This window comes from Vibrio sp. B1ASS3 (genome assembly GCF_905175355.1).
Taxonomy (GTDB): Bacteria; Pseudomonadota; Gammaproteobacteria; order Enterobacterales; family Vibrionaceae; genus Vibrio; species Vibrio owensii.
The window spans coordinates 1,787,858-1,806,852 of sequence record NZ_HG992742.1; the positions used below are offsets into that span (position 1 = coordinate 1,787,858).

At 44.8% G+C, this 18,995-nt stretch carries 16 protein-coding genes; 9 read left to right on the forward strand and 7 right to left on the reverse strand.

What is annotated here, in order from left to right; translation table 11 throughout:
- Positions 1-32: 32 nt before the first annotated feature.
- The 3 genes from hrpA to KJB05_RS08465 all read left to right on the forward strand — a co-directional run bounded on the left by hrpA (position 33) and on the right by KJB05_RS08465 (position 5,475).
- Entirely contained in the window at positions 33-4,049 is a 4,017-nt protein-coding gene (gene hrpA, locus KJB05_RS08455; RefSeq protein ID WP_208444429.1) for an ATP-dependent RNA helicase HrpA, read from the forward strand.
- A gap of 215 nt (positions 4,050-4,264) precedes the next feature.
- The gene (locus KJB05_RS08460; protein WP_009704276.1) at positions 4,265-4,744 is read left to right on the forward strand and encodes an outer membrane beta-barrel protein; all 480 of its coding nucleotides are present in this window, start codon (positions 4,265-4,267) and stop codon (positions 4,742-4,744) included.
- A 215-nt stretch (positions 4,745-4,959) separates the two neighbouring features.
- The gene (locus tag KJB05_RS08465; protein ID WP_009704277.1) at positions 4,960-5,475 is read left to right on the forward strand and encodes an outer membrane beta-barrel protein; all 516 of its coding nucleotides are present in this window, start codon (positions 4,960-4,962) and stop codon (positions 5,473-5,475) included.
- A 108-nt stretch (positions 5,476-5,583) separates the two neighbouring features.
- Here KJB05_RS08465 and KJB05_RS08470 read toward each other — a convergent pair whose 3' ends face one another.
- From KJB05_RS08470 to KJB05_RS08490, 5 genes are all read right to left on the reverse strand, one after another.
- On the reverse strand, positions 5,584-5,991 hold the full coding sequence (locus KJB05_RS08470; protein ID WP_208444428.1) for a hypothetical protein: 408 nt from the start codon (positions 5,989-5,991) through the stop codon (positions 5,584-5,586).
- A complete protein-coding gene (locus KJB05_RS08475) occupies positions 5,975-7,573 on the reverse strand; it encodes a S41 family peptidase (protein WP_208444427.1) in 1,599 nt (532 codons plus the stop codon). The genes KJB05_RS08470 and KJB05_RS08475 overlap by 17 nt, the downstream gene beginning before the upstream one ends.
- A gap of 357 nt (positions 7,574-7,930) precedes the next feature.
- Positions 7,931-8,659 (reverse strand): type IV pilus biogenesis/stability protein PilW, encoded by a 729-nt coding sequence (gene pilW, locus KJB05_RS08480; protein WP_208444426.1) that lies wholly within the window; start codon positions 8,657-8,659, stop codon positions 7,931-7,933.
- 149 nt (positions 8,660-8,808) lie between these two features.
- Positions 8,809-9,750 (reverse strand): homoserine O-succinyltransferase, encoded by a 942-nt coding sequence (metA, locus tag KJB05_RS08485; RefSeq protein ID WP_005442735.1) that lies wholly within the window; start codon positions 9,748-9,750, stop codon positions 8,809-8,811.
- Between the two features lie 1,046 nt (positions 9,751-10,796).
- Entirely contained in the window at positions 10,797-11,099 is a 303-nt protein-coding gene (locus tag KJB05_RS08490) for a DUF1330 domain-containing protein (RefSeq protein ID WP_005442737.1), read from the reverse strand.
- Between the two features lie 352 nt (positions 11,100-11,451).
- On the opposite strand from KJB05_RS08490, the gene KJB05_RS08495 reads away from it, so the two are divergent.
- The 4 genes from KJB05_RS08495 to KJB05_RS08510 all read left to right on the forward strand — a co-directional run bounded on the left by KJB05_RS08495 (position 11,452) and on the right by KJB05_RS08510 (position 13,712).
- The gene (locus KJB05_RS08495) at positions 11,452-11,853 is read left to right on the forward strand and encodes a hypothetical protein (protein WP_208444425.1); all 402 of its coding nucleotides are present in this window, start codon (positions 11,452-11,454) and stop codon (positions 11,851-11,853) included.
- A gap of 2 nt (positions 11,854-11,855) precedes the next feature.
- On the forward strand, positions 11,856-12,353 hold the full coding sequence (locus tag KJB05_RS08500) for a GNAT family N-acetyltransferase (protein WP_039989251.1): 498 nt from the start codon (positions 11,856-11,858) through the stop codon (positions 12,351-12,353).
- Between the two features lie 192 nt (positions 12,354-12,545).
- Positions 12,546-13,226, forward strand: coding sequence for a hypothetical protein (locus KJB05_RS08505; RefSeq protein ID WP_080642196.1), 681 nt, complete (start codon positions 12,546-12,548; stop codon positions 13,224-13,226).
- Positions 13,227-13,358: 132 nt separating this feature from the next.
- Positions 13,359-13,712, forward strand: a complete 354-nt coding sequence (locus KJB05_RS08510) for a multidrug efflux SMR transporter (protein WP_009704286.1) — start codon at positions 13,359-13,361, stop codon at positions 13,710-13,712.
- A 94-nt stretch (positions 13,713-13,806) separates the two neighbouring features.
- Here the strand turns inward: KJB05_RS08510 and KJB05_RS08515 are convergent, their stop codons facing one another.
- The gene (locus tag KJB05_RS08515; protein ID WP_045481789.1) at positions 13,807-15,234 is read right to left on the reverse strand and encodes an APC family permease; all 1,428 of its coding nucleotides are present in this window, start codon (positions 15,232-15,234) and stop codon (positions 13,807-13,809) included.
- A gap of 524 nt (positions 15,235-15,758) precedes the next feature.
- Entirely contained in the window at positions 15,759-16,388 is a 630-nt protein-coding gene (locus KJB05_RS08520) for a LysE family translocator (RefSeq protein WP_020197651.1), read from the reverse strand.
- A 338-nt stretch (positions 16,389-16,726) separates the two neighbouring features.
- Here KJB05_RS08520 and KJB05_RS08525 point away from each other — a divergent pair, with 338 nt between their 5' ends.
- A complete protein-coding gene (locus KJB05_RS08525; protein WP_208444424.1) occupies positions 16,727-17,665 on the forward strand; it encodes a LysR family transcriptional regulator in 939 nt (312 codons plus the stop codon).
- Between the two features lie 366 nt (positions 17,666-18,031).
- A complete protein-coding gene (locus tag KJB05_RS08530; RefSeq protein WP_208444423.1) occupies positions 18,032-18,979 on the forward strand; it encodes an LpxL/LpxP family Kdo(2)-lipid IV(A) lauroyl/palmitoleoyl acyltransferase in 948 nt (315 codons plus the stop codon).
- Positions 18,980-18,995 lie beyond the last annotated feature (16 nt).

Here is an 18,995-nt window from a genome sequence, read left to right on the forward strand (position 1 = left end):
AGTTTTATGTAATGAAAAGAATAGGAAACGCTTTGACTTCGTCACAGCCCCCAAAAAAGAATCCCGCTGAAGAGCAAGCGACACCGTCAAATGGTGCGCAAAATGCCAAAGCGAAGCAGGCTAATGCATCTCAAGCACAAGCTTCTCAGAATGCTGCGCCTCAGGCTCAAGTAAATAACGCGGCGTCACTGCGCAAGGCACTTAACCAATGCATGATGCGTGACCGCTTCCGCTTGAGTAAACGAATCTCTGGTGCAAGCAAAATCAAAAAAGACGCGGCACGTAACGCTGTGTTTGATGAAATCGCATTAGACATCGCCAAATCCATGATGGTTGTGGAGCAACGTAGTAGCTACAAACCAACGATTGAATACCCTGAAATCCTGCCAGTCAGCCAAAAACGCGACGACATTGCGAAAGCGATCGAAGAAAACCAAGTGGTTATCGTTGCGGGTGAAACTGGTTCAGGTAAAACCACTCAGCTGCCAAAAATCTGTGCTGAGCTTGGTCGCGGTAAGTTTGGTCTGATTGGTCATACTCAGCCTCGTCGTCTTGCGGCGCGTTCGGTTGCAAACCGTATTGCCGAAGAGATGGAAACCAAGCTTGGTGAGTTTGTTGGTTACAAGGTTCGATTCAACGATCAGATCTCTGAAAATACCCAAATCAAATTGATGACGGACGGTATCTTGCTGGCTGAAATTCAGCATGACCGCTTCTTGAATCAATACGACACCATCATTATCGATGAAGCGCACGAGCGCAGCCTTAACATCGATTTCATCTTGGGTTACCTGAAAGAACTGTTGCCACGTCGTCCTGATTTGAAAGTGATCATCACGTCGGCAACCATCGACCCTGAGCGTTTTTCAAAACACTTCAACAACGCACCAATCATTGAAGTGTCAGGTCGTACTTACCCAGTAGAAACGCGTTACCGCCCACTAAGTGGTGATGACGATAATGATCGTGACCAACTTGAAGGTATCTTCGAAGCGGTAGACGAACTGTGCGATGAAGGTTTAGGTGACATTCTGATCTTCATGAACGGTGAGCGTGAAATCCGCGATACCGCTGATGCACTGTCTAAACGTAACCTTAAGAGCACGGAAATTGTGCCGCTTTACGCGCGTTTGTCGGCGGGTGAACAGAACAAGATTTTCCAACCTCATGCAGGTCGTCGAATTGTACTGGCAACCAACGTAGCGGAAACCTCGTTGACGGTTCCGGGAATCAAATACGTTATCGATCCGGGTACGGCGCGTATCAGCCGATACAGTTACCGTACTAAGGTTCAGCGTCTTCCAATCGAGCCAGTTTCCCAGGCGAGTGCGAACCAGCGTAAAGGTCGTTGTGGTCGTGTGGAAGAGGGTATCTGTATCCGTCTGTACTCAGAGGAAGATTTTGAGTCACGTCCGGAGTTTACCGATCCTGAGATCCTGCGTACCAACCTAGCGTCGGTTATCTTGCAGATGACGGCACTTGGTTTGGGCGATATTCAAGCCTTCCCGTTTGTGGAAGCGCCTGACAAACGTAACATCCAAGACGGTGTTCGCCTTCTAGAAGAGTTAGGTGCAATCAATTCTGATGCGAAAGAATCGAAGAAACGCCTAACTAGCATTGGCCGTCAGCTTGCACGCCTTCCAATCGACCCACGTTTAGCACGTATGGTATTGGAATCACCAAAGCAAGGCGCATTGAAAGAAGTGATGATCATCGCAGCGGCATTGTCGATTCAAGACCCGCGCGAACGTCCAAGTGACAAGCAGCAATCATCAGATGACAAGCACAAACGTTTCTTCCATGAAGACTCAGATTTTCTGACGTTTGTGAACCTATGGAACTACATCCAGAAGCAGCAAAAAGCGCTGACGGGTAACCAGTTCCGCAAGCAATGTAAACAAGATTACTTGAACTACTTGCGCGTGCGTGAGTGGCAAGATGTGTACTTCCAAATTCACCAGTCGATGCGTGAAATGGAATTCAAACTGAACGATGAGCCTGCGTCTTACCATGGCGTACACAGCTCAATCTTGGTCGGTTTGTTGTCACACATCGGTATGAAAGACCAAGAGAAGAACGAATACCAAGGCGCGCGTAACGCTCGTTTCCATATCTTCCCTGCATCAGGTCTATTCAAGAAACAGCCTAAGTGGATCATGTCTGCTGAGTTGGTGGAAACCTCAAAACTTTGGGGCCGCATCATCGCTAAGATTCAGCCTGAGTGGATTGAGCCACTAGCGAAGCACCTGATTAAGCGCAGTTACAGCGAGCCGCATTGGTCGAAGAAACGTGCTGCGGTTATGGCACACGAGAAAGTGATGCTTTACGGCGTGCCAATTGTGCCGAAGCGTTTGGTGAACTACGGTAGTATCGATCCAACCGTCAGTCGTGAGCTATTCATTCGTAGTGCGCTGGTGGAAGGTGAGTGGGAAACCAAACACGCGTTCTTCAAGCAAAACCGCAAGCTTCTTCAAGAAGTGGAAGAACTTGAACACAAATCTCGTCGCCGTGACATCTTGGTGGATGACGATGAACTGTTTGATTTCTACGACCAACGCGTTGGCACTGAAGTGGTCTCTGGCAAACACTTCGATACATGGTGGAAGAAAGCATCGAAAGACAACAAAGAGCTGCTGAACTTCGAGAAAGAGATGCTGTTCAAGGGCGATGCAAGCCACGTTACCGATTTGGATTACCCGAACTTCTGGCATCAAAACAACCTGAAACTTAAGCTGAGCTACCAGTTTGAGCCGGGTGATGACAGTGACGGTGTGACGGTACACTTGCCGCTGCCGATCTTGAACCAAGTCGAGCCTGCGGGTTTTGACTGGCAGATCCCAGGTTTACGCCATGAGCTTGTGGTGAGCTTGATTAAATCGTTGCCGAAGACAGTGCGTAAGAACTTTGTTCCTGCACCAAACTACGCCGATGCTTTCTTAGCGCGCGCAACACCGATGGAAGCGCCACTGCTTGATTCATTAGAGAAAGAGCTGCGTCGAATGACGGGTGTGGAAGTTCTGCGCGAAGATTGGAATATGGATCAAATTCCGGAGCACTTGAAGGTGACTTTCCGCGCGGTTGACCATAGAAATCGCAAGTTGAAGGAGAATAAAAACCTTCACGAATTGAAAGAGAGCTTGAAAGACAAAGTCCAAGAAACCCTTTCAAAAGTTGCGGATGACGACATCGAGCAAGAAGGTCTGCATACGTGGAGCTTTGGCGAACTGCCTAAGGTATACCAACAAAAACGCGGTGGTTACGACGTTAAGGCGTACCCAGCGATTGTGGATGCCAAAGACAGCGTTGAAATCAAACTGTACGAGACGGAATACGAGCAGGTCACGGCAATGCAAGCGGGTCAGCGTCGTCTGATCTTGCTGAACGTGCCGTCGCCAATTAAATACCTGCACTCTAACTTACCGAACAAGTCGAAGTTGGGTCTGTACTTTAACCCTTACGGTAAAGTGCTGGATCTGATTGATGACTGTATCGCGTGTGGTGTCGATAAGCTTATCGAAGAGCAGGGCGGTCTGGTTTGGGAGCCAGAGAAGTTTGACGCACTGAAAGAACACGTTCGTGCTGAGCTTGGTGATACGGTGGTGGACATTGCACAGCAAGTGGAAACTATCCTGACGACCGCTTTCAACATCAATAAGAAGTTGAAAGGCAAGATCGATTTCACCATGGCGTTTGCGTTATCGGACATCAAAGCACAAGTCGAAGGGTTGATCTTCAAGGGCTTCGCGACAGAATGTGGCTGGAAACGCCTGCCAGATATTCTGCGTTACATGCGTGCGATTGAGCGTCGTATGGAGAAGCTGCCGATCGATCCAAACAAAGACCGTTTGCACATGCTGAAAGTGGAATCCGTTACGAGTGACTACAAAGAGCTGCTCAACAAAATTCCGAAAGGCATGGTGATTCCTGAGAACGTGAAAGAGATCCGTTGGATGATCGAAGAGCTTCGAGTGAGCTTCTTCGCTCAACAATTGGGGACTCCGTACCCAGTTTCTGATAAACGTATCAAAAATGCGATTGATGCTTGCTAAGCGATCGGTACAATAGCGGCAGTTTTTTTCTTGTGGGGTTTGCTGAGTAATCAATGGTTTGTCCAGTGGCAAGCTCGATTGGTACAGTAATTGCAGTTATTTACCCACAAGTGATTTTAAGTCACAAGGGAGGCAATGGTTCGCCTCCCTTGTGTTTGCAGTACCAACCTCTGCTTGATGCAGAAGTGGGTAATAATAAAGAGTAAAGGTTGATGATGAAGAAAACTCTATTGGCAGTGGCACTTCTAAGTGCTTCTTCTGCAGCAATGGCAGATTCATGGATTTATGGTGGTGCTTCTGTAGGTCAGTCTGACTACAAAGGCGAAACAGACACGTCTTACTCTGTACACGTAGGTACAGGTATTCTGCCAATCATCGGTATCGAAGCGGGTGTTACTCAACACGGTGAATTCAAGATCGCTGGTCAAGAAACTAAACTGACTTCTTACTACGCTGCGCTTAAACCAAGCATCGACTTCGGTCCTCTGCATGTTTACGCGAAAGGCGGTATCCACCAGTGGGATAAGAAAGTTTCTGGCGGCAAAGACGACGATGATGTGGATCTAATGTACGGTGTAGGTGCGGAATACTTCATTTTCGGCCCTATGTCTGTTGGCGCAAGCTACATGAACTACACAGCGGGCAAAGACGACATCGGTACGTTCTCTCTAAACGCGACACTACACTTCCTATAATCTTCGAACATTTCGAAGATTTATTTGATAAACACCGGCAACGCGCCGGTGTTTTTTTGTCTGTAAATCACACAAATAGATATTGAACAGAAATTATTCATTTCTTGTTCTTAAAACCTGCCACTTTTTGAATATAGTATTTACCTAGATACATAAGGAACGCGATGCAGTTCGCGTGATGTTCCGTTCAGGAATCGAACAGGAAAGGTATAACTATGAAAACAAAACTCTCGTTATTGGCTTTGGCGCTATGCTCAACATCTGCACTTGCTGACTCTTGGCTTTATGCTGGTGGTCAAATTGGTCAATCAGACATCGATAGCGAAAACGACACAACTTATGGCATTCATGTCGGTACGGGGATCTTGCCGCTGATTGGTATTGAAGTGGGCTATTTTAACCATGGCCAAGTGGATTTAAATCTTGCTGGTAACCGAGGTGATGTAGATTTCTCTTCCTTCTACTTAGCCGCAAAGCCAAGTATCGACTTTGGTCCTCTGCACGTTTACGCGAAAGGTGGTATTAACGCGTTTAACGTCGAATACAATGGTAATCTGAGTAGCTTGGACAAAGACGATGGCGTGTCTTACATGTACGGTGTTGGCGCGGAATACTTCTTGTTAGACAACATTTCTGTCGGTGCAAGTTATCAAGCGTTTGGGGTTGATATCGATGGGGACAGCGATACAGTAAGTAGCATCACAGGTAACGTGACGTTCCACTTCCTATAATATGGCTTTAGACTGAGTCGTTCGAATCGTAAGATTTTGTTTGATTTGAATACGAACAATGAGAAAAGCCCGCCGTTATTTTGAATAAAGTAACGGCGGGCTTTTTGTTTAGTCCTGAATCGGATTAGGTCGGCATTGTATGTTGGTTAGAGGGACAAACTTGTCGTCTTTCTCGTAATAAACGCCACATTCCTCTTCACGAAGTTGCAAGGTGTATTGATCGGGCAATTCTGTTTCTGCGCCGTTCAATGGCATGTTGTAACTCTCCATCAATTGCCCAGAAACAATCAACAAATGTGAGTTTGTTTCGAAGGTATTTGACGCAATTTTTGGCGGTACTTGGTTGCCTTGAATCGTTGTGATAGCTTGCTGGATTTCCGTAACGGTATCGCCAGAAGTCTTAATACTTAAAGCATTTACCATATCGTCATTGTGATTTGATGATGAACATCCCATTAGCACCATGCTAAAACCCGCACCGGTAAGCAAGGTCAATGTTTTAGTTAATTTTGACATGAATAGCCTCTTGTCGCAGTGGATCAAGCTGTTGATTTAGTGGAGTTCCACCCAGCATAGGCATCGCTCTAGGAGCTGCCGCCACGGCAGGCGCAGGAGGACAAGTACCTTCTGTAACCATGTAATTTAGTGCAGCTGAAAGCATGCCTTCAGAGGGATCTCCTAATGGTTTGCTTAAATCATCTGCTACAACACAGCCTTCCACTTTGTCATCTATACCAATATTAGACGATACTAGACTTTTTGCTGTCGGTGTAAAGCCATCGGCAAAATCACCAAAGCCTTTTGCGTTAGAAGACTTGAACTGAATGGTGTAGTACATGTTGCCGCAGTTTTGTTCTGGAGAGAAGCCGTATGGCTTACCTGTTGTCGTGGTACCAATTTGAACCACTTCAACATCAATACCGCGAAGACCGTTGATGAGAAGTTCACTCGAAGACGCCGTATTGTCTGTAGTCAGGACGTAAACGCGTTTCGCACTTAATGTCGGTAGGGCAATGTCAGTCAAGATCCCTTTACCCCAATCAATTTCGGTGTCGACAAACTTATAAACGTTATTTTCTAGCTTGTCAGAGTTCATGATCTTGTCGTTGTAAATCAGCTCAGCGAAGGTGGCATTAGAATGTGTGCCTGCCAACATGTAGCCGACTTGTGCAGACTGCCAAACTAAGCCACCACCGTTGTAGCGTAAATCCATCACGATCTCTTCAACGTTTGCTGCTGACAGCTGATTAAACGCATCGATAAGTGGCTGTTGCGCAGTCACTTCAAAAGCGTTGTATTGCATGTAGCCGACTTTTGTTCCGTTGTTGTCGATGACTTTTACATTGCGAACCGGGCTTGTTGCGACATCTGCCGATGTCAGAGTCACCACCTTCGGAGCGCCATCGACGGTTTCAAACGTGAAGGTGTAGTTTTGACCTAGCGCAGGAGAGAAAAGCGTATTGTTGATGAAATCAATCTCAGAGCTTGAAGAGGTGTTCACAACATCAACATCATTGATTTTCAATAGCTTGTCGCCTCGAGCAACGCCATTTGAAGAGGCTGGAGAGTTATCTTCCGTGTAAGAAATGATGATTTCTCGCGGTTCATAGCTTTGAACGAATTTCCAGTTAAAGCCGAAACCAGCAACAAGACCCGCTTGTTGTGATTTCATGAAATCGTCGTAAGAGCGAGTGAAGTGGAATCGATCCTTGTATTGGCCAGAAGCCGTTCTTTCTGTCGTTACCAGCGAATCAAAATAAGCCGCAACGGTAGGGAAGTTGTCCGGGTTGATATCTGGGATCTCGTCATACCAAAGATAGGTATCATTACTGAAGGCACGTAAGAACATTTTTTCTTGCAGTGCTGAACCTGTTTGGTCTGGATAATAATCCCCTGTGTATGGGTCAATACCTGTTCTAGCGATGCTACATTTATTCGCAAACTCGCTAGCCGGGGTAGAGAAGTCTCCTGCTGACCAGGTTATGTTATTGCCGACTGCTGTGCTAGAGCTATTTCCATTGTCACCGCCGCCTCCACAGCCTTGTAACAATAGAAGAGGGAGAGTTGCCACCAACGCTGTGTTCTTATACTTCAACATAAATTTCCTTATTTCTGTGACATTTATAGAGTTGAATTGTTTTTAATAAATTGCCTATAAGCCACTCGAATGTATAGATCTTGTTCGTTGTTGTGCAAACACTAAGCAAATTAGTGTGATTGGTGTCATATAAATTAGAGTAAAAATTCAGTTTACTAATTTAGTTAAATCTAAAAATTCATTAATAAATAGCAAGTTAGTGCTATTTTTGACGCGAAAATTCACGATGACACTTCTGTAATTTTAGACGATTGAAAGTGGCTTCAGAAAAGCATTGAACGACAGAAGAATGCTAGGCAAACAGTCCGAGCATGACGAGAGTCGACGCTTTGTGGTCGACTCTTTGAGTTTATGGAGTTAAGAAATTTGATCGAGTTGGTACTGATACTTTCGCTCTAAGGCTTCATTGCCCGCAGCGCGTTCTAGTTCCACCATTAAGCGGAGAGAGGGTTTCTTGACCCCGTACATTTGGTTAAAACGCATCAAGCGAATACGAGCATCGGTGTAGTTTCCGCTGTCGATCTCTAGCTTCGCCAACTGAAGGATAGATTTAGGACGGTGAGGGTCATGGTCGATAGCTCGAGCGAAGTAGTACTTTGCTTTTTCAGCTTGATTCGATTTTAGTGCACAAAATCCGGCGTTCTCGTAACTAGCAGGGATAAGGTAATAGTAAGGCTGTTCGATCGCACGATTGAACATTTTATCTGCTTGGCTGTATTCGCCTTGTTTACACAGGAAGGTGCCGTAATTGTTCAGCACATTACCATTTTTAGGATGCTGACGAAGAGAGCGTTTGTACATCTGTGCTGCTTTTGAATCTTCACCTACGGTTTCGTAGTAATGCGCCATCGAAAGTTGAGCACGATAGTAGCTAGGTGCGTGGGTAAGGGCTTGCTGCAGATTATCGTGTGCTCGGATCATACTGCCACTCTCTAAATAGCCGAGACCGAGAGCGATTCGTGACTCTGCCATAGAAACCGGATCGGCTTTCACAACTGGACTGTTTCCATCTTCATTGACGGTGACACACCCAAGCAAACCTAGCTGGCTTGCTAACACTAATACACCGAGTTTTCCAAGCTTCATATCTATGCCCCACATCCCTGATTCACACAGCATGATATGAATTACGATGCAAAAGCCTATTGGGGAAAAAATACTATGCGATCAGGTTAGCAAACTGATACAAAAAAGCCGCCAGTTGGCGGCTTAGTTCACACTCTAAATTCAGGCAGTTAGTCGTCTTTAGTGAAGGCGTCTTCGCTGAAATGATCCAGATCGTATGGCGTTTGTTGGTAAACGCAATAGTTCAACCAGTTAGAGAACAGCAAGTGTCCATGGCTACGCCAACTCGCACAAGGTGGATTGTCTGGGTTGTTATTCGGGTAGTAATTGATTGGAATCGCAGGTTCCATCCCTTCGCCCAAATCTCGAATGTATTCGTTATGGAGTGTGTGAGAGTCATATTCTGGATGACCAGTGACAAACACATTACGCTTGTCTTTTGTGGTTGCTAGATAAACACCCGCGACATCGGACGTTGCGAGAATATCGAGGTCCGTATGTTCTTCTAAAAACTCCGGCGAGAAATCTGCATAACGAGAATGTGGTGCTAAGAACGTATCATCGAAACCACGTAGAAGAGGGTGGTACTGATGATGGATAGAGTGATGGTACACGCCCGATAGCTTTTCTTTGCGTGTTTTCTTTGGCAGGTTGTATAGAAGCTTCAAACCCGCTTGTGCAGCCCAGCAAACATAAAGTGTGGACGTGACGTGATCTTTTGCCCACTCCATAATGGTCTTCAAGTGATCCCAATAAATCACATCTTCAAACTGGACCAAACCTAATGGAGCACCAGTAATGATAAGGCCATCGAAGTTCTTGCCTTTTACCATTTCAAATTGACGATAAAATGTGTCTAGGTGCTCAGTTGGTGTGTTCTTACTTGGGCGATTATCGATTCGTAACAGTTCCACGTTCACTTGAAGTGGGCTATTAGAAAGTAGGCGAAGAAACTGAGTTTCTGTCTCAATCTTCTTTGGCATCAAATTGAGAATAAGCACTCGCAATGGACGGATTTCCTGACTCGCCGCTCGACTTTCGCTCATCACAAAGATGTTCTCTGTCCTTAATACATCGCTAGCGGGTAACTGATCTGGAATTCTAATTGGCACGGCTTTCTCTCCCTAAGCTTAACTTTTTAGACGTCTATACTTCTAAAGCTAACGTAATTACTGACGGATGTCGACATGAAATGTGACTTTGAACGGGATTTCTTTTGTTCCTACTTTCATCTCACACAGGAGCCAAACACACCAAAGGGGTTCTACATATGAAAATGGCACTCTTTAGAATAAAAAAACTAAGTCGAACTGTTCTAATTTTAAATATTCCAATCACTTATTTTCAGCAAGTGAATACTTGATTGCGCTAATAATCCGGAAGGTTAAATTATGCCGATGTAAGATAATTAAAATTATTAATTCATTTAATTTAGTTGGATTATATTCTAACTCTTGTTTTTATGTGATGCCTTGTTAAAGGTTATGACAAGTTACTTTGTCTTTTATCGAATGATATGCTAACAACTAATTATTAATATCTCTAATTTGGCTGTGTACGATTGAAATTAATGAAGTAATAAATTAAAGTTTGAATTTATAGAAAATAACATCTCCTATAAAGTTATTGTAGGAAAAAACCGAATAATGGTCTTGTTCGCAAGCTGAGTCGGTAGAGAGCGCTGAGTTTTCTTGAAGTTTAATCAGTGTGGGGCAGGAGGTCTAAGCGCTAGAGGCCAATGAACTTGGATCTTATCATCAACACCTACTTACGTTGTTAGACACCGTTTTCAACGCTCTTATATCACAATTAGGATGAGCCTTAGATAGAACTCTATTTCGATATTGTGTGATTTAAAGCGAACAAAGATTGATAAGATTAAATTAGATATAAAATATAGGCTTGTAAGTTAGTTCTGAGATATAAACATATCAATGACAAAGTTTTTGATTCTTAACGTTGGAGCTATTTTGATGATTGAGAATCATACATTATGCATCATTCATTAACACGTCAGTTAGTGTAGGTGGTTTATTAAAAGGTGATAGCAGGAATAATATAATGATATTGAAACTATTTCTGTTGATGCAGTGAAAACTCACCTTGTTGATATAAACCGGAAAAAGCCCAGCGTTCGCTGGGCTTTTTTTTATGTGTCTTATGCCAGTTGGTCATTACCTTCGATCAAGTAGTGATTACTGATTGAACCTGCGGTTCTAGCGTTTAGGTGAGGTACATACTCTGGGTCATTCATAAAGTCGAGTGCTGCTTGGCGAGAAGGCCATTCGATAATGATGCGAAGTGCCGGTGCTTCACCGTTGCCTTCTAGTCGTTCGTGCACGTTGGTTCGTGCGATGTACTTGCCACCGTGTTTTTCCACCAGTGCGTTCGAGACGCTGACATAAGCAGGTACCCAGTCTTGGGCTGTAGGGGTTACATCTAATACTGAATAGTAAGTCACGGTATGCTCCTTGATTGCACGTTAGCCGATGAAATTTAGCTTAATGCAGTCTGGTCATTTCGATAAGAGAGAGCGGAATCGAAACACTTTTTAGATTCCATTGAAAATCCAAATTGATTAGGGGTTATTGCTCAATTGGTATGAATTATCGACTCAAACTGACGCTCTGCAATTGTGATTGCGGCAAGATTTCTGAGTACATTTTTGTGTAACGAATACGGTAGCGTTTGAAGAGAATTATGAGATCGAGTTAGTATAAATTTTGAGCCTTAATACCAATAAAGACACTAATTGGCTCGCCAGCACGTACTTAAATACGTTGTATGGAAAATCATCGTCAGTGGAGGACATTATGTTCGGTATGTTTAAAAGAAAAGAGACCATTCAGAGCATTGCACATCAAGTTCCTAACGTCTTGCTTAGGGAGTTTGGCGATAAGGACGTTTATCTGCCAGACGAAGTCGACAAAGCGTTGGCCGAACTTGGGCACGATAAGTTGGAAGACACGACGCGTTATCAATATGCTTACGGCATGTTCACCAGCTTGGCGAGCTATGAGCAGTTAGGTTTGACAGAGGAGCTTGGTAATTACGGCCACTTCCAGCGTGAGGTTGGTAAAATGCTTCTCAACACACCAGAACCGATTGATATGCATATCTACTTTGAGCTTTCACAGCAGCATCATTTTAACCATGCTAAAGCGGATGTTGGCAATGAAGCGACTGTGGTCGATAGTGCAGATGGTGGCTATTAATAGTGGCAGAAAGGGCATTCCAAATTCACTTTCTCGCTGACTTCCCCCATGAGTCTGATCTTATTGCACAATGGTACTTTGATGAGTGGGCTTACACTGTTCCTGGTGTGACGCCCGCTCAAGTTCGCGAGAAGGTTTTACTCAAAGCCAATAGCCGCCATGCATTTCCACTTTCATTTGTGGTTCATGATGAAAACAATGACCTTGTAGCAGTCGCTGAACTCAAGATCCGAGAGAACATTCATTTCCCTGAGTATGAGCACTGGCTAGGTGGCGTCTACGTCGATGCCTCATCACGCGGTAAAGGTTATGCTGCTGCGCTGGTCGTTCGTGCACAAAATCACGTGTTTCAACTTGGCATTCCAAAATTGTTTCTGCAATGCGAGCCGCATAATGAAGCCTTGTATCTGAAATACGGTTTCCGTCCTCTGCATAACGCTTCACACAACGGAGTTCAGACCATCATTATGGTTTGGGAATCATCCGAGCTAAGTTCTTGATATCTTTCATCCCCCTTACGTTAGTGCAATTTAAATCACAATTAGCTAAAAGATAATAACTTATAGGTAACTATGTGCATATTTTGACGTTGGTCAAAAATGTGCCACTTTCTCCGTCGTTTTTATTCAACTTGTTCAATACTCATTTGAAGTTGGATGTCGAGTTTTGGAATGAAGATCATGGAGAGGGATATGCGAAAGTGGCTAGGTGCACTCACGCTCACTGGGTTATCAGCGTGCAGTTTATCTGATGATATCTACATGGAAGGGCGAACACTTTACTTTAATGGCGAAATAACCGCGGAGAGCGTGCGAGAAGCCATCGAGCTTGCCAACGTTCAACCGCATGGTGTTGTTGCCTTGATGATAGACAGCGACTCAGGCGAGTATCGACCAGCGATGGAACTAGGACGCTGGGTTTACAACAATCAGGTTCATTTAATCGTCAATGGAACGTGCGCTTCTGCTTGTGCGAACTATGTTCTAACAGCGGCACCGAGTACTTTGGTTATGAAAGGCTCAGAAGTGCTTTGGTTTGGTGGCGCGATGCAAGATGAGTGGGACACCGATGGTTTTGATCAACAAGAACTCGAACAATGGCATCAATCCTTGAGTTTATGGCGTCAGCATGAAGAAGCCTTTTTTGCGTTGGTGGCGGTAAATCCAAAGATCACCATGTTTGGACACTTGAACAAACGTGAAAAATTACACAAAGCAGGTTGTGATACCAGCAACGCAGCTTGGATGTATCACATTGATGATATGCAAAAATTGGGGCTGGACAACATTGTGTATGCGGACCCAGATTCGTTACTCACAGCCAGAAATGACGCGTCTGCCTGCGTGATCAATTTGGAAGAAACCGACTTTTAACTGCGATTATTACGCTGGTGTAAATGTGAGTTGCATCACTTTTTTTAGCGTACTGACGGATTTTGATTATAATGCGCCGCTCAGAGATTCGTTATGTCATCGAGTTCAGGTTAATTGAGCGTTGTTTGCCTTATGTTCAAAATGCTTGTTTCTATGCCTCCACTGGTTGCGCTGTCTATTGCTATCGTGTGTGAGGTGATTGCGACTTCTTCTATTCCAAAGACAGAGCAGTTTACTAAATTGATGCCGAGCACCGTGGTTATCATCGGTTATGGTATTGCTTTCTTCCTACTGTCTGTGACCGTAAAAAGCATGCCAGTTGGTATTGTATATGCGATCTGGAGCGGCGCGGGGATTGTACTTGTGGCTGCTGTCGGTTACTTCTTATACGGACAAAAACTCGACCTTGCTGCGCTCGTTGGTATTGGTTTCATTCTTACTGGCGTTATGATTGTGAACTTGTTGTCTAAGACCGTCGGTCACTAATCCATAGATTTACCAACAAAAAGCCGCGAATAGTTCGCGGCTTTTTGCTATCTGAAGAAACACTCTTTGGCTATGTAAAGAAACATGGATGCGATTAATTCGCCATCGCCTCAATCAATTGGCCTTCTCGGCGACGCTTACGATTTCGGTACATTACGGCACCAATCGCTGGCAAACTAAAGGCGATAAAGCCAAGAATCAAAGCAGATGCGCCTGTTTGAGCGCTGATACCTGCTGGCACATCGAATGAAACGAAGATGGTCACCAGACAGCTAACCAAGCCTAGCGTCGCCACTAGCATCATACCGAACTTGCCACCAGGCACGCGGAACGGACGCTGAATATCGGCGTGTTTACGGCGTGAGACCAAGAAGCTGACAAAGATACAGATGTACATCACCATGTAGAGTTGAGTCATCAGAATATTCAACAGCCACATGCCTTGGTTCACGTTTGGCACCAAGATGAACACCAAAGAAAGCACACTTACAATCGCGCCTTGCAGCAACAGAAGTGGAACTGGCGCTTGGTTCTTGTTCTCTTTTGATAATGTCAGTGGCATGAAATGGTCTTTCGCAGCGACATGTAAGCTCTTAGTTGGTGCAATGATCCAGTTATTCAGGCTCGCTAAGCTGCCAAACACAATCGCAAGCGCGATAACTGGCAGCATAAATGACATGTTCAAATCATCGAAGAACGCTTTGAACGCTAGAATAACCCCTTCGCTCAAGCTTGAATGATCGCTCGATACTACGGAAGAGATCGAAAGCGAACACGCGGTTAGAGAAACCAGAATCAATACGGTTGAAGCGATCAGAGCTTTTGGATAAGTCTTTTGCGGGTTATCGACTTCACTCGCGTAAGAGGTAGTTATCTCAAGCCCTGTTAGAGAAAGCACAACCGCGGTAAAGCCAGCACCAATGCCATCTTGTGAGAAATCAGGTAACCAGTCGGATGCATGACGAAGTGAAATATGCGATTCACTTGGGTTGGTGTAGGCCCAGTAACCGCCTAAGCCGATGATCAGCAGGATAGGGAAGATAAGCCCAAGCGTACCGAACACATTGGTAATGAGCGAAGACAAACGCAGACCAAAGATGTTCACCAACGTCAGCGCCCAGAAAATCACGTTAATCATGATCAACATGAATATGTTGTTCTGAGCCAGTTCTGGAAAGAAGGGATACGCACCGGTTGCGACGATAAACGAGATGAGAGGTGGGTAGTACACGATGTTCTCAGCATACTGATACCACACGGTCGCAAAGCCAAAGTTTGGACCTAACGTCTCTTTACCCCACAAATACACACCGCCTTGTTGCGGGTAGGTGGTACTCAATTCTGCACACACTAATGCCGTAGGGACGAAGAAGCAAAGACCTGCCAGTAAGAAGAAAGAGATGGCGTGACTACCAAATAAGGCGGCACCCGGAATGTTCCTTATGCTGTCGACGGAAGTAACCGTAATCATGATGACAGAAAAGACACTGAGTTTGACGGCGGATTTGGCGATATTGCTCATTCGATACCTTTAATTATTGAGCCACGCGTCTCGGACGGAGAACCCGCGTGCTACAAGTAAGACGGGCGTATTGTAGGGCTGCACGAATCTGCCGGTATATAGCCAAAAATGGTATGTATTTACTCAAAAATGAACCGAAATCTCAGTGGTTTAATCGTAATCAATTTAAACGTTTGCTCTGGTCAAAAAACGCAAGATTGCGTTAAAAAATGCATATTAATAAATGTGTTTATAGCGAATTATTTATTACCAGAATCCTAGAAATTTGGTCGAAATACGCCATTGTTTGACTCTAACCTTGGGGGAAGGTCTAGATTGAGGGCAGTTAGAGTGATTTAGAAAGTGGAGAAAACCATGGGATGTTGTAATCAAGCGCCAAAAGGTGGCACCGGAAAACTCTCTTATTTGCTGGGATTGGTGGCGGTGCTATTTGTCGGGATCTTAGTATTGGCCGCGGTTTTTGGCTAATAGAGCAGTATTAAAAAACACGCCCTAGAGCGTGTTTTTGTGTCTGTCATTGGGTGCTAAAAACGGGTGTTAGCTAACCCAATACCAAAGAAGATAAACAGCCCACCACTCACGTAGTTCAGCCACTTACTGGTTTTGGAAGAAGTGAGCAGTGCTTTCACTTTGGTGGCAAAGAAGATCACAAACAAAAACCAACTCGCGACGATGCTTGCCTGTAGTGCACCCAACATCATGCTTTGCTCCAGAATGTGTTCAGGTTGCACAAACTGAGGGAAGATCGACAGGTAAAACAACACGATTTTTGGGTTCAGCAGATTGGTTAGTAATCCTTTCGCAAAAGCTTGTTTCAGCGTCTGCTCTTCTATCTTGCGGTCGAGCTTTAGCTTTTGGTCTGCCAGCTTAAGGCCACTTTTCAAGTTATTGATTCCCAGCCATACCAAGTAAGCGACGCCCATCCACTTTAGAATATTAAATGCTAATGCGGACTGAGAAAGCAGCAGGCTCAAACCTTTCGCCGATACAAACGCATGGATCAGAAAGCCTAGCGCCACGCCAAGGATATTGGCTATCGCAAAGCGGCGACTCTGCGTCAGGGCTGTAAACAAAATCAGCAAAGCGTTAGGGCCGGGTATCACGGCGAGAAAGAAAACGATGCCGCCAAACGCCAACAAGGTATCGAAGTTCATACTTGTTCCAATTAAAGAGAATATCTCATAGCTATTATGGCGAGACTTTACACCCGCATGTGTTGAAAAACAAACGATTAGAGTGCGACGTCATCGTCAGTTTTGACCGGATAAAAACGCTTCGATATAAGACTTTTTCTCTCTTATAAAATCGATAAACAGTTGCGACTTCTGCGGTAAGTGTTTTCTGTCCTGATATACCAAGAGCATGGTTAGAGATTTAATCTAAAGGGAGCCAAGTGCTCCCTTTGTCGTTTTTTGAATGTGAGATTTCAAACATGCTTATCTTCTCTAAAGCTTTATAATCATCAAGAGGTTATCAAATAGGATTAGATAATATGTTGCTTGAAGATCTTCAAGTAGTGCTCAAAGTCGCTGAGTTTCGTAGCATTACAGGAGCCGCGACCGCATTAGATATGAGAACCGCCACGGCCAGCGCGGCGGTAAAAAGAGTCGAAGCTTCTTTAGGGGCTGAGTTGTTTGTGCGAACCACGCGCCATTTGCGTTTATCCAGTGCGGGTGAGCGTTATCTTCCTCAGTGTGAGAAAGCACTCGAACTGTTAGAACACGCGAAACAGAACATGCGTGAAGATCTCGACATTATTGATGGGGAAGTGCGAATCGCGCTTTCTTCCGATTTAGGACGAAACATAGTTACTCCTTGGCTCGATGAGTTTATGGACAGTTATCCGCAGGTGACGCTGAGAAGCAACATCAGTGATAGCAACGTGGACTTCTATCGAGACTCTGTCGATATGGCACTGCGTTACGGTGCACCGACAGATTCCAGCATGTATGGGTTTAAAATCTGCAATGTGCCAAGGTTATTATGCGCAACACCAGAATATCTTGCGGAACATGGAACGCCTAAGCACCCACAAGACTTAATCGAACATAATGGTTTGTTGTATCAACTCCACGATACGTTGCAGGATGTTTGGGGATTCAATGACGGTGATAGTGAACACAAGGTCAAACTCAAAGGCAATCGAGCTTCCAATGACGGCGATTTAGTCCGACGTTGGTGTGTCTCAGGAAAGGGCTTGGCTATCAAATCGTGTTTGGATATGTCGCAAGATTTGCTTAAAGGCAATGTAGTGAATGTCATGAGTGAATACAAACCAACACCAACGGAACTGTGGCTGATTTGTCCGAGCAGACAATCAATTACGCCAACCGTAAGATTGTTGCGCGATCTGTTCAGAGACAAAACTAAAGTCATTCTTACTGATCTGGTGGAAAGTGGTTTATTGGAACAAAGCGTACTTAAAAACTGACTCAACAAGGGAGCCTTTTCGCTCCCTTTTTCCTTTTATTGGGCGATAGCCGAGAGGGCCACTCTCGGGACGCTCACTCTTTCAACATTCATATCTCGAAACGCAATTACTCGCTGCGGTGGAATTACCGTTTGCTGTCAGTATAGTAAGCCGCATTTTTATTACAATTCGACGAAAATCACGGCATTTCTCTTAGATTTGATAAAGTCGCCCGCAATCTCCGAAAGTTCTTATTGTGTAGCGTATCAAAGAGGCCTACACTCCGCGCGCTTTAGTTTTTAATAAGCACAGTCAATGATAATAACTTTTCGTATTTATCGTTGTTTTTAAGGATTTTTATAGACGAATTCGTCTGATGACACACTCATGAATAAGCACAAAGCACCAAAATTCAAGGCAGAATTTTTGGCACCTCGCTACTGGGGTACATTGATCATTATTAGCATCATGTACCTTCTTAGCCTCCTTCCATTTCGTGTACAACTCGCGCTAGGAAGCGGAATTGGTCGCATTGCGATGCGATTAATGAAAAAACGGCAAGTCACGATCAAACGTAATTTAGAGCTGTGTTTTCCAGACATGAGCGACCAAGAGCGTGAGGCGATAATAAAAGAAAACATCGATAACGCGGGTATCGCACTGTTTGAAACCGCGATGGCTTGGTTTTGGTCAGACAAACGTGTCAGCAAACATGTCAACATCGAAGGGATGGAACATATCGAAGCGTTAGAACAACAAGGCAAAGGTGTTCTGATGTTAGCGGTGCATTCCATGAATCTAGAACTTGGTGCGCGAGCATTTGGGATCCAAAAGTCGGGTTCTGGTGTTTACCGCCCAAACAACAACCCATGTTTTGACTACTTCCAATACAAAGGACGTTCTCGCTCGAATCGTACTTTGATTGATCGCAAAAACGTAAAGGGCATGTTGGAAGCACTGAAGACAGGCCAGCGTGTTTGGTACGCACCGGATCATGACTATGGAACACGTCGATCTACGTTCGCGCCTTTGTTTGCGGTAAAGCGGGCCTGTACAACAACGGGAACCAGTTTGCTGGTGGATGCTACGGATTGTGCCATTGTGCCATTTACTATGGTTCGTGAAAGCAATGGGCAATACACTTTAACCATTAGTGCGCCAGTTGAAGGCTTTCCAAAATACGACCCAGACCAAGCGGCAGCGTTCGTAAACAAGGTTGTCGAGAAGTCGATCATGGCATGCCCTGGGCAGTACATGTGGCTGCATCGTCGCTTTAAAACTCGTCCGGATGGGGAATGTTGTTTATATAAACCCCAACTTGTACCTGCGATGTAACCTACGAGCCCAGACA